This window comes from Hymenobacter negativus, from assembly GCF_016056375.1.
In the GTDB taxonomy this organism is placed as follows: domain Bacteria; phylum Bacteroidota; class Bacteroidia; order Cytophagales; family Hymenobacteraceae; genus Hymenobacter; species Hymenobacter negativus_A.
Map to the genome: position 1 here is coordinate 253,260 of NZ_JAEDAE010000004.1, position 17,043 is coordinate 270,302.

General features: G+C 60.8%; 8 protein-coding genes. 1 reads left to right on the forward strand and 7 read right to left on the reverse strand.

Translation table 11 applies throughout. From position 1 onward, the window contains the following. Positions 1-106 precede the first annotated feature (106 nt). From sov to I7X13_RS11680, 7 genes are all read right to left on the reverse strand, one after another. Positions 107-7,606, reverse strand: a complete 7,500-nt coding sequence (gene sov / locus I7X13_RS11650; RefSeq protein WP_317191565.1) for a T9SS outer membrane translocon Sov/SprA — start codon at positions 7,604-7,606, stop codon at positions 107-109. Between the two features lie 161 nt (positions 7,607-7,767). Beyond that, positions 7,768-8,373 carry a Holliday junction branch migration protein RuvA gene (ruvA, locus tag I7X13_RS11655; protein ID WP_198069418.1) on the reverse strand — a complete coding sequence of 202 codons (606 nt, stop codon included), beginning with the start codon at positions 8,371-8,373 and terminating at the stop codon, positions 7,768-7,770. 276 nt (positions 8,374-8,649) lie between these two features. Further along, positions 8,650-10,920: an NADP-dependent malic enzyme gene (locus I7X13_RS11660; RefSeq protein WP_198069695.1), complete on the reverse strand. Its 2,271-nt coding sequence runs from the start codon at positions 10,918-10,920 to the stop codon at positions 8,650-8,652. Positions 10,921-11,039: 119 nt separating this feature from the next. Further along, entirely contained in the window at positions 11,040-13,064 is a 2,025-nt protein-coding gene (locus I7X13_RS11665) for a LysM peptidoglycan-binding domain-containing protein (RefSeq protein ID WP_198075624.1), read from the reverse strand. Positions 13,065-13,383: 319 nt separating this feature from the next. After that, positions 13,384-14,814: an Asp-tRNA(Asn)/Glu-tRNA(Gln) amidotransferase subunit GatA gene (gene gatA, locus I7X13_RS11670; protein ID WP_198075625.1), complete on the reverse strand. Its 1,431-nt coding sequence runs from the start codon at positions 14,812-14,814 to the stop codon at positions 13,384-13,386. 34 nt (positions 14,815-14,848) lie between these two features. After that, entirely contained in the window at positions 14,849-15,325 is a 477-nt protein-coding gene (gene tatA, locus I7X13_RS21930) for a Sec-independent protein translocase subunit TatA/TatB (protein WP_198075626.1), read from the reverse strand. Between the two features lie 51 nt (positions 15,326-15,376). Beyond that, on the reverse strand, positions 15,377-15,763 hold the full coding sequence (locus I7X13_RS11680; protein WP_198075627.1) for a Sec-independent protein translocase subunit TatA/TatB: 387 nt from the start codon (positions 15,761-15,763) through the stop codon (positions 15,377-15,379). A 269-nt stretch (positions 15,764-16,032) separates the two neighbouring features. On the opposite strand from I7X13_RS11680, the gene I7X13_RS11685 reads away from it, so the two are divergent. Then, a complete protein-coding gene (locus I7X13_RS11685) occupies positions 16,033-16,977 on the forward strand; it encodes a GAF domain-containing DNA-binding protein (protein ID WP_198069423.1) in 945 nt (314 codons plus the stop codon). Positions 16,978-17,043 lie beyond the last annotated feature (66 nt).

Below are 17,043 nucleotides of genomic sequence, written 5' to 3' on the forward strand. Positions count from 1 at the left end.
TGGTGGAGTAGTGGATGGGTGAAGTTGCAAGTTGGTGGAGTTGCCGGTCAAAAGTACGCAGTGAACTTTGCCAACCCATCAATTCTACCAACTCACCAATCCACCATTACTGCGTCAGGCTGTAGCGCAGCTGGATGCCGCCTTCGGTGTTGGAGTTGCGGAAGGCGTTGCTGATGCGCGGCGTGGTGATGGTCTGGCTGTAGTAGAACTGCAGGTTGAGGCGGGTGTTGAGCAGGTAATCGATGGTGGGCCGCAACTGGAAGGTTTTTGAGCCGTTGGTAATCTGCCCCTGGGCGCGGCCAACCGACGGCGCCAGGCCCTGCGTGTTGCCGGGGTCGGCCGAGTCGATGATGCTGCGCTGGATGGTGATGTTGTCGCGGATGCTCAGGTCGAGACGGGCGGTGAGGTTGTTTTTCAGCACGCGCTGCTCGCCGCCCACCTTGAAGGGCAGTTTGAGGCTGTTGGTGGCGTAACCGAAGCCAACCACAAACTCCTTGGTCGATAGTTCGGTGACCTGAGCGTTGGTGATGTTTAGGGCCACGGTGCGGTTGGTGCGGTATTCCACTCGGCCGGTTACCTTGCTCACGGTCTGGAAGTTGACGCCGATGAGCGGAGCCAGCGTTTCCACAATACTTACCTGGCCCACCACGTAATAAGGCAGGTACTGGTTGCTGGCATTCACCTGGAAGGGGTTAGCCGGCGCGCTGCCCGGCGAGCCGAAACTGGGCTCGGCCGAGTAGGTGTTGGTGGTAGTATAGCTGCCGATGCTGTAAATGGATGAGTACGCGTGGTTGAGCGTGAACGAGCTGAAATACTGCTTGATAAGTGGCAGCTGGGCAAAGCCGTTGTAGTCGACGCGCCAGTTGGGCAGCGGTATCATGGCGAAGGGGCTGAACTCCTTGGCTTGGTAGCCGTCGGAGGAGCGGCCGTGGTAGGCGTCGATGAAGCTCTGCACCAGTACGTCCTGCGAGTTGTAGCCGTAGGTACCGTTGGGGCTTTGGTTGGCCACGGCTAGCTTATTACGCACAATCAGGCGGTTATCGACAAAACGCTGGAAAGCCTTCGACGTCTCGCCATTGGCCCCAAGGTCGCCGAACAACGTTTGAATCGTAACGGTGGACGTCTGGAACGAGCCTGAACCCAGCGTCTGGGGCACGATGGGCAGATAGTTGTTATTAGCATCGCGCAGCGGAATCAGCGTCTGCTCATCCACGGTGTGCCGGTAGTAGGCATCGAGGTTCTGTACTTTCTGCTGGCGTGCATCTACCTGAATGTTAAAGTCGCGGAACGGCTCCAGGGCCGTGCGCAGGGTGATGGTCTGCGTGAGCAGTGAACTCAACGGCGTGTTCAGGAACTCGCTCCGGTCGGTGTACCAGCCGTTGCTGCTGGCCCGGTCGTAAAGGGTTTGCAGGCCGGGCTGCTGGCCTAGAATGAAAGGCAGGCCGGGAGCCGTAAACGTTTCATCGAGGCCAAAGGCTTTGGTTTTGGGCAGGTAGCCGGGCAGCAGCGTGCCGTTGGACCGGCTGAAAGTGAAGTTGATGGAACGCGCCGTCATCAGCGAGCGCAGCACGGCTTTCACGAAGCGCAGCTTTTCGCGGGTTGTATCGGCGGCCGGAGCGGGCCGATTGGCCGCTGCGGCATCTCCGAGGTTGGCCCGCATGGACGCGGGCCGGCCTTGGGGCGGCTGCGCGTTGTTGATGATATTCAAAAACTTGACCTTGTTGTACAACTTCACGAGGTCAATTTTGCCGTTGGCGCTGATTTCGGCGTTGTTCTGAATCGTGTTGCCGACGTTGATTCGGTAAGTCGTCGTATCGGTTTCGCTGGTGGGGTTGTTGAGGGCGCGCTGGCCCTGAGCGGCGGCCTGCCAGCTGTAGGTGGCGGCATAGCGGGTGTCGGCGCTCAGCCAGTCGGTGAGCGGGAATTTATCGAGCGGCAGCCGGTAGGTGAGCGCGGCCGTCTGGTTGAAATTGACGGTGCGCCCGCCGCGCAGCAGGTTTTGCTGCAGCTGGCTGCGGTTGCGAATGGCATCGTCGCTCACCCCGATGGTCCGGCCCGTACCTTCATCAACCACGCCCCGGTTGGTAGCGGTGTAGTCAAAAATCAGGCTTTTGGTCAAGTCCCACTTCAGGTCGTAGATGCGGCTGATGAAGAAAGACTTTTGCACCACCGGCGCGATGCCGTCGGTGCTGGGCACTTCGCCGGGGTTCAGCACGCGCTGCAGAAACCGTTCGTTATAGCGCCGGTCAATGTCGGTGCGGAACGAGAAGCGCGAGGGCAGCGGCGTGAAATTGATTTGCTGGAAAATCTTCAGGTACGGGTTGTCCAGGGCCTTGATGCTAGCCAGCGGCGTGTAGTTCTTGGGGGTGGTCTGGTACACGTAGGCCACGGCGGCGGTGTAGGCCTTAGTGTAGTCGCGGTCGGTGCGGATGTCGGAGTGCAGGCGGTCCGTGAGCGAGTAGCTCAGGGCCACGTTTTCGATGTCCCAGGGCTTGGGCTTGGCGGGCAGGGCGCCGGGTTTGGGCAGGGCGCGCTCCTTGCGCACGTTCAGCACCGAGATGCTGCGGCTGGTGGTCTGGTCGATAACCTTTTTGCGGTACTCGGCCTGGGCAGCCGTGTTTATCTCTTTGGTTATCGGGTCCTTGAATTTCTGCAGGCTTTGCTCCAGCTTGGTGTCGGGGTCGAGGGGGTCGTAGAGCGGCGAGCGGCTTTCGCGACCCACCTGGAGCAGCACCGGCAGGCGCAGGTTCAGCTGCGGGGGCAGGAATTTCTCCACCGCCACGGTTGTGTTCAGGTCACCGCGAAACACGTCGTCCACGGAGCGCTGCTGCACTTTGTCCTGCAAGCCGCCGAAGCCCACGCTGGTGAAGCTGCCCGTGGCCGTCACGTTGGCCACGTCGGCCAGCTTCACGTTGAGGCGAGCAGTAGCGGCGTAGCCGGCCTGCTGCTCGAAGTCGAACACGCGAAACTCATCGGCCCATAGGTTCACGGTTTTCTCAGCCGTGCTGGGGTCGGTGGGGTTCAGCACCCCCAGCATCACGCCCTGCACCGCCGAGAAGTCGGGGTTGCCCACCACCGTAATGGTCGCGCCGTTATCCAACGTTACCGTGAAGGGAATCAGCAGCGACGCACCGCTCTGGTTGCGCTTGGCTTTGGCATCGATGAAGTCCTGAAAGCCTACGTCGATGCGGTTTTCCACGGGCCACACGCCATCAGGGGTCTGGTCGCCCACGGCGGTCAGCTTCAGCGGCAAGGAGTACTGGTAGTAGTTCTGGCTGTAGTCGGTGCCGATGCGCAGGAAAGCCTGCACGTCGCCGCTAAGTGTGGTGGGGTCGTCCGAGTCGCCGTGCAGGAACATGCGCAGGCGCTTGTAGCGCAGCATGTTGATGGTGATGTTCTTGTAGGCAGCCTTGGCAAAACCGTCGCGCAGGTTCACCACGGCCAGGCGCAGGCTTTGCTCGTTTTGCAGGCGCGAGGTGCTGCTGCTGCCGTACTCTTTGTCGCGCTGAATGCCGGGCGGCGACACGTAAGGGATTTTTGCGTTGCCCACGGCAATGCCATTTTCCTCCACGCTCACCGTCGAGATGTTGAAGGCATCGGCATCGGTGAGGGTACCGCCCGGAGCGGTGTTGCCCTGGCGCGAATCCACGATGGGGTACAGGAACCGGCGCCACTGGTTGGCCACAAACTGGGGCTGCACCAGGCGCAGCACTACGGGGTCCTGCCAGTTGGTCATGTACATACGTAGGAAACGGATGGACTTGAAACCGAAGTCCTTGCCGCCATTGCCCTGCACCTTGTAGCCCTCCCGAATCGGAATACGGAACAGGTACCAGTTCACTTCCTCACCGTTCACGTTATTCTTCACGTTGTCGATGATGTAGTTTGAGCCAACAGCAAGACCGCCGGGCCGCAGCGACATTTTGTACTCGTAGTAGCGCTCCACGTCCTGCACCACGTTGTCGCGGTTCAGGTCCTCCTTATCAGGAAAGGCAGTGGAGCTGAGCTGGCTGTTTTCGGGCGAGTTGCCGTCGTAGCCGTCGTAGTTCTTATAACGACCCAGAATTTTGGTGTTGTTCTGGTCGTAGCTCGGGTCGAGGTGGTGGCGGAAGTCATCGCCCGAGGGGTCGGGCAGCGTGCCGTACACCGGGGCCACCGTGCCCAGCGTGGAGGGGTAATTACTGAAATAATTCTTCTCGTTGTCGTCGCTCAGGCCGTCGAGGCCCACGTCCTGCGCCGTGCGGGCGCCGGGGGCGGCGTTGAAGGCATCGGTCAGGAACTGCTGGCGCGTCACGCGACCCCACACCGTGTTGTTGGTGTTGTCCTGTACGTCCTGCGGGTCGTTGGTCACGGGCAGTCCGTTCTCAAACTCGTGCTGGTTGCCGTCCTTCAGCACGTCCTCGCTCACGTTGCCCAGGTTGATGACGAAGTCGCCGCCGGTCACGTTGGCCTTGTCGTTGCCGTCCTGGTCGGTGATGTTCACCCGGGCGGCCGGGGCGTTGGGGTTGGTGCTCTTCAGGAAGGGGTCCATCATCCAGAACTCCAGATACTCGATGTTGGCGTTGTCAAAATCGGTATCGAAGGTGATGGCCCGGCTCACGCCGGCAAACTTGTCTTCGGGCCGCTCGCCGTTCGTAAACTTCTTGCCGTTGTTGTCTACGTTCGGGTTGTAGTTGTACGGGCCGCGCTCGCTGGGGAAGTAGGCCAGGTCGAAGCTGTATTCGAAGCCGTTGCCGGTCGAGCCCAGGTCCTTGTTTGGGAATACCTCGTCGCGCTTGATGCCCCGGGTGTAGTGGTTCAGCAGGTCGTTGGCCCCGATGTTGCCCGGCACGCTGGCGCCGCCCGTGTAGTAGCTCTGGTCCACGGTGTACCAGGCCAGCTTGGCGCGCTGGTAGTTGTAGGGCAGCCCGCCCACCGAGCTGTTCTTGATGGGCAGCGGCGTAGAAGCCAGCCGCCAGGCCGGAATAGACGCCAGCCCGCCCAGGGTGTAGGGCGTGCGCGCATTCTCAAAGTCGTCGATGTACGACACGCCATTCTCGCCGTTGCCCAGCTGCGAGCGGCCCGGCAGCAGCTTGGCAAACTCACCGCTAAAGGCAATGGTCGAAATCTCCTTTGTCGACACAAAGGGCAGCATGTCGAGGTACTTGGTCAGCACCCGGCTGTCTTTCCGAATGCTGCCGTCGAGGCCGATGATGGTGTTGTTGCCCGGCTCGTCGCCAATGTTCACCCGGTTAATGCCCGGGGCCTGGTTTTCCAGCAGGTGCAGGGCCGTACCGCCAATGGTTACATCCTTGTTCAGGCGGTAGTCGAGGCGCACGCCCAGCAGCTTGCGCGGCTGCACCTGCACGAGGGCATTTTTCTCGAATTCAACCCGCAGCTCATTGGCTGAGTTCAGGTAGGCCGGGTTCAGGATTTTCACCTTGGCCTGGTCGTAAAACACCTGGTAGTCGGTGCCCTCCGTGAGCAGCGTCGAGCCTGAGCGCACCCGCACCGAGCCCTGCGCAATGCCAATTCCCGGCAGATTAATCTCATCTGAAGCCGCCCCGCCCTGGAAGCGCCCTCGCAGGAAGAACTTGTCCTTCTCCTGCCGTTGCTGGGCGTCGCTCTGGGTCTGGTTGTACAACTCGTTGTAAACGTACTTATCAATCAGCTGCTGCTCGCCCGCAAACTTGCTTTGCAGGAACGAGCCGAACGGCTGCACGTTCGGGAAGATGATTTTGCCCAGTTCAGGGTCAATTGTGATGCCCGGGAAGTAGTCAAAGTTGCCGTCCGGAATCTTGTCGTTGTTGGAGTTAACGTGGTCGAGGTTAAGCACCTCCACCAGCGGCCGGTTGGTCACCTGCGCGCCTTCCTTCAGCGAAATCAAGTCCACGCCCGTCGCGTCGTCCTTGTAAATGATTTGCAGCTGGAAGTTGTCGCGCTGCAGCTGCGAGGCGTTCAGAGGATAGATGTTTTTCATCATCAAATCCCAGGTCGGCGTGTTCAGCGTGAGCAGGTTGGGGTTCTGTGGGTTCAGGGCCGGGTTGGCAATGCCCACGCCGGGGTTACTGGCCTTCAGCATCTTGAGGAAGATGACCTGGTCGGGCGTCACGTTGTTGTAGTCGCCAGACAGTTCGCCCACCTTGTAGGTCTTGCCATTGTAGATGTACTCAAAGCTCACACCCAGCACCTGGTCGGGCAGCAGGGCGGTGTTCAGGCTCAGGTAGCCAAGCTGGGCGTTGAAGGTGTACTCGCGGGTATCAAGTTTGCGGGCTCGCACGCGCTCAAAGTCCACGTTCTTGGTCAGGCCTTGGCCAGCGGGACTTTGCAGAAAGTCGTCGACCGCAATATTGTCACGCGTAGCGCCAGCAGCAGTCAGGGTAGCAAATTCGGTGTTGGCCGGGTTATTGGCCGGCGACTGGATAGTAGGATTACCGGTGCGGTACTTGCCCTGATATAACCGGAACGGCTCGCCCAAGTCCATCAGCGTCACCACGTTGCGCAGGTTTTCGGTGGTGCGGTTGTCGTTGGTCACGTACACCTCCAGCCGGTTGATGGTAATCTGGCTCTGGATGGTGGGCAGGCTGCGCAGGGCCTGGTCGTACCGGTCGCGGAAGAACTGGGCCAGGAAAAAGTGCCGGTCCTTCTCGTATTGGCTGGCTTTGATTTCGTACTGCCGGCTCTGCGCCCCGTTCTGGATGCGCACCTCGTCGGCGGTGCCGCGCACGGTGGCGGCCACGGCCGTCACGCCCAGCTTGCCAAACTGCATCTGGGTTTTGATGCCGAACAGGTTCTGCCCGCCCTGCACCAGCGAGTTGGTGAGCGGCAGGCTCACGTTGCCCAAATCCACCTTGCGGATGATGTCCGTTTCCTCGCCCGCGTAGTCGAACTTCATCTGGTTGTCGAAGTCGAACGCGGCCTTGGTGTCGTAGTTGAACACCAGCTTGAGCTTGGTGCCGATGGCCCCCGACAGGTTGACGTTGATGTTCTGCTCAAACAAAAAGTCGCCCACGCTCTGCTGGCGCAGGGTCAGAGCCGGGTTTTCGTTTTTATTGAAGCGCGCTCCAAACTTGAGCGTGACCGAGCCTGCCGGCCGGATATCCACGTAGCTGCCCCCGAAAATCCGGTTGGCAATCGGCCCCATGTAAATTTTCGGAATCAGGCGCTGGGCCTGGGCCGTGCCGGGCGCCGCCGTCGGCCCCGTAATGCCGCCCTTGGCCTTCTGTCGGTAATAGTCACTAATAGCCTGACGCCGTTGAAATTCCGTGTACTGCTTATAGCTCAGCAAGCTGGGGTCGCGGTAATCAACGTCCTTGCCAACGGTTTCCTTCACGTCGAATTGTTTCAGGCTGTCGTCAACCGCAACGTTCAGTTTTACGTTCTTGGGCAAGGGCAACACCAGCGGCGATTCGCGGCGGTGTGGCCCAAAGGGGCTGCCCGGCCGGTCATGCGCCCGCACGCGGGGCCGGCGGCTCGGTTTGTACGGGCCCGTGGTATCCGCCAGTGCCTTGATGGGTCGGGGCGTATCGGCGGCCAGGGCCCGGCTGGCGCGTAGCCACAGGCCGGTCGCGCGCCGGCCGGCAATGGGTGCGGCCTGGGCCCACCACGCCAGCAACGACGCAACCACAACAACCGAAGTGGGGAGTAATTTCTGTCCGGATTTCAAGCAGGATAGGTGGATAATGACGCCGGCCAAACGGCCCGCGTCAGGCACGGCATTTCAAATACAATAGCAAGCCAGCTGAGGCAACCCGTGCAACGACGCGGGCTAAAAACCCGCGTCACGACTCAGTGCGACTTCAAAGCAAATTTAATCAATTCCTCCACGCTCAGCTCCCCACCGTGTTTGTGCTGAATCTGGTCCAGCTGTTTCTCGGCAGCGGCCCGCGCAAAGCCGAGGGTCACCAGGGCCTGCAACGCTTCGGCGCGGTGCGTATTGTGCTGGCGGGCCAGTGGCACGGTATCAACGCCGGCTTTGGCCAGCAGTTCGTCCTTGCGTAGCTTGTCTTTTAGCTCCAAAATCACGCGCTGGGCCGTTTTCGGCCCCACACCTTTAATGGCCTGGATGGCGCGCACGTTTTCGTTCACGATGGCGTCGCGGATTTCGCCCACGCTCATGCTGCTCACCATCACAATGCCCGTGCCCGGCCCAATGCCCGACACCGAAATCAACTGCATAAACAGCGCTTTTTCGTTGGGGTCGAGGAAGCCATAGAGCGTCTGCCCGTCTTCCTTGATGTGCTGGTAGGTGTAGATTTTGGTGGCCGCACCCTCGGCCGGAAGCTTGGAATAGGTGGCCAGCGAGATGCGGACTTCATAGCCGATGCCAAGAATGTCGACAATGGCGAGGGTGGCGTCTTTGTATGCGAGTTTACCGTCGAGGTAGGCAATCATAAGCCAACGAAAGAAGGAAGAGAGGGATAATAATGCTGCTTTGGCAACACTAGTTTCCAGTTTTTATCTCCCAAATTTACTGGCTTTTCGGCCAAAAATATTGGGTGAAATGAAGAAGATATGAGGCCGTAAAAGTAGGCCCCACAAAACGGCCATGCCGGGCGTAGCCGAGGCATCCCGCGGACAGCAGCAATCCAATCGAAGGAGGTTTACTATTGCACGCAAAATGCCTCGGCTACGCCCGGCATGACGTTCGGACTGTATTCAGCGGCTGCTTTACAGCGCCCGGCTGCCCGTTTGGGCGTCCACCACCGCAATGGCGGCCATGTTCACGATGTCGCGCACGCTCGCGCCGAGCTGCAGAATGTGCACCGGCTTGCGCATGCCCATCAGCACTGGCCCGATTACCTCCGTACCGCTGATTTCCTGCAGCACCTTGTAGGCAATGTTACCGGACTCCACGTTCGGAAAAATCAGGGTATTGGCGCCTTTCTCGGCCAGTGGTGAGAAGCCGTAGTGCTCCTGCAGCAGCGCAGGACTCAGGGCCACGTTGGCCTGCATCTCGCCGTCGATGAGTAGGTCGGGGAAGCGCTGTTTGGCCAGCTCGGTGGCGCGGCGGGTTTTCTCGGGCAGTGGCCCGGCGTTCGAGCCAAAGTTGGAGTAGCTGATAACGGCCACGCGCGGCACTGCGTCGAAGAAGCGCACGGCGCGGGCCGTGAGGCCAATAATCTCGACCATTTCCTCAGCCGTGGGGTTGATGTTCACCGTGGTATCGGCGAAGAAGTACGGGCCTTTTTTGTGCTGAATGATGTACATCGACGACACGCGCTTCACGCCATCCTCGGTGCCAATAACCTGCAGCGAAGGGATAATGCTCTTGCCGTAGTCCTTGGTGAGACCGGTGATGCAGGCGTCAGCCTCGCCGGTTTCCACCATCATGGCGGCGTAGTAGTTGCGCTCACGCATCAGGCGGCGGCCTTCGTAGAGCGTCATGCCGCGGCGCTGCCGTTTCTGGTACAGCAGGTTGGCGAATTCATCGCGCTTGGCGTCCTGCTTCAGAATATTGATGATTTCGCAGCCTTCGAGGTCGAGGCTGTTTTCGCGGGCAATGGCTTCGATTTTCTCCTGCGGCCCCAGCAGAATGGGCATGCAAACGCCCTCGTCCTGCAAAATCTGAGCGGCTTTGAGAATCTTGTAGTTATCAGCTTCGGCAAACACCACGCGCTTGGGGTTGGCGCGGGCCGCCGAGGTGATGCGGTTCATCAGTTTTTGGTTCACGCCGAGGCGCGCGCGGAGTTGGTCCTCGTAGGCGTGCCAGTCCTCAATCGTCACGCGGGCCACGCCGCTTTCCATCGCGGCCTTAGCCACGGCTGGGCTCACAGTAGTGATGAGGCGTGGGTCGAGCGGCTTTGGAATCAAGTAATTACGACCAAAGGCCAGCGTGTTATCGCCATAGGCTTTGTTCACCATCTCGGGCACGGGCTCCTTGCTCAGCTCGGCCAGGGCGTGCACGGCGGCCAGCTTCATGGCTTCGTTGATTTCGGTTGCGCGCACGTCCAGCGCCCCCCGGAAAATGTAGGGGAAGCCCAGCACGTTGTTTACCTGGTTGGGGTGGTCGGAGCGGCCGGTGGCCATAATCAGGTCGTCGCGGGTAGCCATGGCCAACTGGTAGCTCACCTCGGGGTCGGGGTTGGCCAGGGCAAATACGATGGGGTTATCGGCCATTTTCAGTAACAGGCCGGCGGGCAGCACGTTGGCCGCCGATAAACCCAAGAACACGTCGGCGCCTTCCATGGCCTCTTCGAGATTGTTCACCGCCCGGTTGGTGGCAAACTGCATCTGAATGGGTGCCAGGTTGGTGCGGCGCTCATGGATGAGGCCGTCCTTATCAAACACCACAATGTTTTCTTTTTTGAGGCCCAACGCCAGGTACAGGCGCAGGCACGACACGGCCGCCGCGCCCGCCCCACTCACCACGAGCTTCACCTCGTCAATCTTCTTGCCCACGATTTCGAGCGCGTTCAGCAGCGCGGCCGAGGTGATGATGGCCGTGCCGTGCTGGTCGTCGTGCATCAGCGGAATGTTCATCTTCTCCCGCAGCTCGGTTTCGATGCGGAAGCACTCGGGCGCCTTGATGTCCTCCAGGTTGATGCCGCCAAACGTGGGCTCCAACGACTTCACGATGCGGATAAACTCGTCCGGGTCGGTAGCGTCAATCTCAATATCAAAGCAGTCGATGCCCGCAAACTTTTTGAACAGCACACCCTTGCCTTCCATCACCGGCTTGCTGGCGGCGGGGCCGATGTTGCCGAGGCCCAGCACCGCCGTGCCGTTCGAGATAACGGCCACCAGGTTGCCCTTGGCGGTGTATTTGTACACATCGTCGGGGTTTTCGGCAATGGCTTTGCAGGGCTCGGCCACGCCGGGCGAGTAGGCCAGCGCGAGGTCGAGCTGGGTGCTCATGGGCTTGGTGGGCACCACTTCGAGCTTGCCGGCGGGCTCCTGCGAGTGGTAGTTGAGGGCGTCTTGCTTGTTTATTTTGAGCATCGGGAATTCTTCAAACATGAAAACGGCCGCGCGGGCAGCGCGGCCGTCTAAGGCGAAATTACCGCGAAAAGCGCAGCAAGGCCGGGTTTACTTTTTAATTTATTGTCCGCGATGGCGCCCTACCCCTGCGGCACCAGCAGCTTCTGGCCCAGCTTCACCTCATCCGAAGCCAAGTGGTTGAATTCGCGCAGCGTTTGCACGCTCACCCCGAAGCGCCGCGAAATATTGAACAGCGTGTCGCCGGGTTGCACCAAGTGGACTTTATGCGTTTCCAGTCGGCTTTCCGTCCTGGCTGGCTTGGCAGCGGCCGCCAGTGCAGTCGACTTAGTCGATTTACGCGGTGCTTCGCTGGCTTCTTCTGCCCCGGCGGGCGCACGGAATACCAACCGCTGGCCCAACACCACGTCCGTCGAACTCATTTTATTCCACGCCATTAGCTGAGCCACGGTGACGTTATGCTCGCGGGCCAGCTTGGTGAGGTTGTCGCCTTTACGCACGGTGTAAGGGCCGATTTCGGCGTCGGTAGCTGAGGTCGGTTCGTCTATTTCGTCGGCTTCCGGCGCTAATGCTGCAACGGTGGTTTTGGCTTCGCTGCGCTTGGTTTCGGCGGCTTGCGTCTGCGCCAGGCGGCGGGCCGCAATCCGGGCCTGTGCCTCTGCGGCGGCTTGCTGCACCGCCTGCCGCTGCTTGATGGCGGCCAGGCGCACATCCTGTAGTTTTTCCTGCCTGGCAAGCTCCTGCAGCCGCGCTACTTCGCGGGCGTTAGCCTCGGCCTGCTCGCGGCGGGCAGCCGCTTCCTCATCCGATACCGTCGGGCGGACGCGCGCGGCCGGAGCCAGCGCAACGGTGGGTACCACTACCGTTTCTATCGCCTTGCTGGGAGCCGCCGTTGGAATGGGCACAAATACCACCAACTCGCGCCCAGGCTTCAGGGGCCGGCCTTTGGGCAGTTCATTCCACCGCCGCAACTGGCTCTGGCTCACTTCAAACCGTTCGGCCAAGCTGGCCAGGGTTTCGCCACGCTTCACCTTGTGCGGCACACGCCGGAAGCGGGGCGCAGCTTCAGCGGACTCGGCCCGTGGGCCGGTGGTGGCAGCCAGCAGCGAGCGGTTCACCCACGGCTCCACACCGTCGAGGCGGGGCGGCAGGAAGGCCAGCGGCCGGGGCAATTCGGTAGCCGGCTGGCAATAATCGAGCAGCGTATTACGGTCAGCATCGCCGAAATGCACGGCCGCTGCCGCCGGAAACCGTACCACGTAGGGCCGGTAGCCGGCCGGCAGCGCCGCCCGTCGCAGCTCCGGGTTGAAACGCGTGAGGTAGAGCGAATCCTCGTAGCCGCAGGCCCGGCTCAAACGGCGCAGGTCGAAGGCCCGGCCGCGCAGGCTGAGGGTATCCATCGGCTCGGCGTATTGGTAGCGCAGCGTGGGCGTGCGGAGGCCGTGGGCCTCCGCGTACTTCATGCTGTACATGATGGCTGTGAACGTGGGCACGTAGTTGCGCGTCTCGGCTGGCATGTGCGGATACAAGTCCCAGAACGTCTTTTTGCCGGTGCGGCGCATCACGCGCTGCACGCTGCCCGCGCCCCAGTTGTAAGCAGCCAGTACCAGTTCCCAGTCGTGAAATACGCCGTAGAGGTAGCGCAGGTGCTTGCAGGCAGCCTCAGTGGCTTTTTCGGGGGCCATGCGCTCGTCAATCCATTCGTCGCGCTTCAAGCGCAGGTCGCCGGCCGTGGGGCCCATGAACTGCCACAGGCCAGTAGCGCCCACTGGCGACTTAGCCGTCGGAATTAGGGCCGACTCCACCACGGCCAGGTATTTCAGGTCGAGGGGCAGGTTGTACTGCGCCAGGTATTTCTCAAAAATCGGGAAGTACAGGTTTTCGCGCTCCAGCACGCGTTGCATGTAGCTGCGGTTGCGGGCCGTGAATAGGGTGACGTAGGCCATCACCGAGTTGTTGAACTGGTGCGGGGCTTCGGTTTCGAAGCAGCCCACGCGGTCGCACACCAGGTCGCGCATGGTGGGCGGCGTGCGCAGCCACTCCAGCCGGGCCGAGTCGATGACGCCGGGCGTCACGGGCACGGCCACCAACGAATCGGGCTGCAGTTCCAGGCGCACGCGTACGGTGTCGCCTAACAGCGCTGGCATTGTGGAAATTACCCGGCCCGTCGAATCGCGCTGCGGCATTTGCTGCGCCTTGGCAGCGGTGCCCTGTAACAACAGAAAAGGCAGCGCCAACCCCAGCCACAAAGGGCGGGGCCGATAGGTTTTCGCTTGCTTAAACCCTTGCTTCATAGCACTAAGATAGAACATAGGTAAAGAACTTGTAGAGATACTCTCAAAAAAGTTCTGATACGCAGCCCACCGCTTTCTGGCTGACCTGCCAACAAAAATGCCCCGGCCAGCAGGCCGGGGCATTCTATGCAACCAGTCGGCGATACGCCGCTCAGCGCCTAAATAATAAGCTTTAAGCCACTACTTCTTCGGTGAGGGCACTGGCAAAAGCCAGCAACTCCGCCTCGCGGAAAGCGCCGGCCATCACCTGCAAGCCGATGGGCAAGCCGGCCGCATCCTCCCCTACCGGTACCGAAATGGCGGGCACACCCGCCAACGACGCCTGCACCGTAAAAATATCGGCCAGGTACATGCTCACCGGGTCCTGTTTCTCCCCGATTTTGAAGGCCGTGGTGGGAGTAGTAGGCAGCACCAGGAAATCGTACTGGCGCAGCAGCTCGTCGGTTTTTTCCTTAATCAGGCGACGAACACGCTGAGCTTTAGTGTAGTAGGCGTCGTAATAGCTGGCGCTGAGCACGAAGGTGCCGAGCAGAATTCGGCGCTGTACTTCAGCCCCAAAGCCCTGAGCGCGGCTCTTTTTGTAGAGCGACTCCAGGTCGGTGGCATCCGGGGCGCGGTAGCCGTACTTCACGCCATCGAAGCGGCCCAGGTTGGAGCTGGCCTCGGCAGTGGTGAGGATGTAGTAGGTCGGAATCATGAAATCGAGATAGGGAAACTCCACCGCCTCGACTACGTGGCCCTGGCCGCGCAGCGAGTCGAGTTGGGCTTCCATCGCCGCCTTGATTTCGGGATTCAGGCCTTCGCTGTTCACAGCGTCGGCAATGTAGCCGATGCGGTAGTGCGCGGCAGGCGTGAGTTGCTGGCTGTAGGCGGGCACTTCGCGCTGGCTGGCGGTGCTGTCCATGCCATCGGGGCCGGCCATTACTTCGAGCAGCAAGGCGGCATCGGCTACCGAGCGGGTAATGGGACCAATCTGGTCGAACGACGAAGCGAAAGCTACCAGCCCGTAACGCGAAATGCGCGAATACGTCGGTTTGAAGCCCACCACACCGCAAAATGCGGCCGGCTGGCGCACCGAGCCGCCCGTATCGGACCCAATCGAAGCCAGGCACATATCGGCCTGCACGGCCACGGCCGAGCCACCCGACGAGCCGCCGGGCACGCGACTGGAATCCAACGCGTTGCGAGCAGGACCAAAATACGAGGTTTCGTTCGAGCCACCCATGGCAAACTCGTCACAGTTCTGGCGGCCGATGATGATGGCATCGGCATCGAGCAAACGCTGCACGGCCGTACCGGTGTAGAGCGACTTAAAGCCATCCAGCATCAAACTGCTGCTTTGCAGCGAGTGGCCGGCGTAGGCCAGCACGTCCTTGATGCCGATGACCATGCCGGCCAGCGGGCCGGCCGTGCCAGCGGCCAGACGGGCATCCACCGCGTCGGCTTGGGCGCGGGCCTCGTCGGGCCACACTTCTAAGAAAGCGTTGAGGGTGGGGTTCTGGCGCTCGATGTTGCCCAGGTAATACTCAACGAGCTGGCGGCAGGACGTGGTGCCCGCCGTCAGCTCGCTACGAACTTCGGATAAAGACTGAAAACGCTTCAAACTATTTGCAGATTTTAGGTGACCGATTCAGGACTTAAGCGTCGGGGTTGGCCGGAATATAGGGCTGCCGGGGCTGGGTACCTTCGGGGGCCAGGTTAGGTGGCAGCGAGGGGGCCACATAAGGCGCATCGGCCGTGGGGTAACTGGTGGGCTCGGGGTGAGCGGTGGTTACAGCCGCCGCGGCGGGCGTAGCCCACGGGTCGAACCCGGAACCGGGTTCCGTTGCCTGAGCCGGAGCCGGGGCATAGGGCTGGGGCGTGGGGTACTGGTTCTGGGGGGCGTAGTTGGGGTTGGGCTGCTGGTTGTAGTTGGGCTGCCCGGGCTGGCCGGCCTGCTCAAACTCACGGCGAATTTCCGTGCTAGCGTCCTTGAACTCGCGGATGCCTTTGCCAAGGCCCCGAGCCAGCTCCGGAATTTTGTTGGCTCCGAAGAAAATAAGGATAACAACCATTATCAGCATCAGCTCCGAGCCGCCGATGTCGCCCAGAAATAGGATGAGTGGGGTTTGCATGATTTCTAACTACGCGTTAAATCTGGATAAATAAAAGAACCGGGCCGCGGCTTAGCCGCGCTGCTGGTTGGGGTCGTTGGGGTTGTAGGCCGGTGGGGCGGGCTGCTGGTAGCCAGGCTGGCCGGGTTGTGCATACTGGTTGTGCTGGGGCTGCTGGGAATAGCCGCCTTGCTGCGGGTAGCCCTGCGCGGGGGGCACCTGCTGGGGGTAGCCCTGCTGCGGGTACTGCTGCTGGTAGGGCGGAGCCGGCTGGTCGCGGTACTGCGGCTGCTGGTCTTCCGGCTTGGTGCTGGCGTCTTTGAACTCGCGCACGCCCTGGCCCATGCCCCGAAACAGCTCCGGAATACGCTTGGCGCCGAATAACAGAATAACTACGAATAGAATAAGCAGCATTTCGGTTGTGCCGAAGCTGCCAATCAGAAACAGGGAGTGAAGCATGGATAGGGGGGCACCTGGGCCCAGTGAGGGGTGAGAAAAGAGGATATACGCAGCCGAACGCCTTTTGGAGTATCAAAGATACCCGATAGAGCTGTTTAGATGATGAAGCGCGGCTTCGGGGGATAATTTACCGGGGTTTAACGGGCAAGTGTCATGGTTGGACGGCATTGTATCTTCTTCTTGTCGCAACCAATTAGCTTTGTTGTTCCTTTCAACCGGGCTTTCTCATTTCGAGTGAGTTAGACTGTACTTTCTTAACCCAATTAGTTGTGAAATCATCCAAGACCACAAATTCCGCCGCCCTGCCCTTACGGCAGGTAAACGAGCCCGAACGTCTGGAAACGCTCTATAGCTATAATATCCTCGACACCGACCCGGAACAGGTATTCAATGATTTGGCGCAGCTATCGGCCTTTATCTGCGGCACCCCCATGTCGCTGGTATCGCTGATTGATGACGAGCGGCAGTGGTTTAAAGCCCGCGTGGGCCTCGAAGCCCGGCAAACGCCCCGCGAGCATGCCTTTTGCCAGTATGCCATGCGGGCCCCCGATGTGTACGAAGTGACCGATGCGGCCCTCGACCCCCGGTTTGCCGATAACCCGCTGGTAACGGGCAACCCTAACATCCGCTTCTACGCCGGTGCGCCCCTGCTTTCGCCCGACGGCCAGCCCCTGGGCACACTGTGCACCCTCGACACCGTGCCGCGGCAGCTCACGTCCGACCAGCGCGAGGCGCTGCGCGTGCTGGCCCGCCAGGTGATGGCCCACATGGAGCTGCGCCGCGTGCGCGCCCAGCTCGAAGACGAGCGCCAAAAGATGGAAGGCGTGCTGCGCATGGCCAACAGCACCGGCGATTCGCTGTTCACCAACGGCCGCGCCGAAATCTTCGTGAAGCAGGACCAACGCCTAGTGCGCGTGGCTACCGCCGATTTGCAATACGTAGAAGCCCTTGGCGACTACGTGAACCTGCACACCACCCGCGAGCGCCTCACCGTGTACGGCACCATGAAGGACTTTGAAGCCAAGCTGCCCGGCCGAGACTTCGCCCGCATTCACCGCAAGTACATTGTGCGGCTCGACCGAATTGTGGCCATTGAGGCCGATGCAGCCCTGCTCGATGGTAGTGCCAGCACCGGCCCCACCCGGACGCCCATGCGCGTGCCCATTGGCAGCTCCTACAAGGCAGGGCTGCTCAATCGGCTCACGTTGGTTTAAGGCTTCCCAAGCGGCCCTGCGAACCTCAGACCCCGGCAAAGCCGACGTTCGCCGCGCCAATGGCCT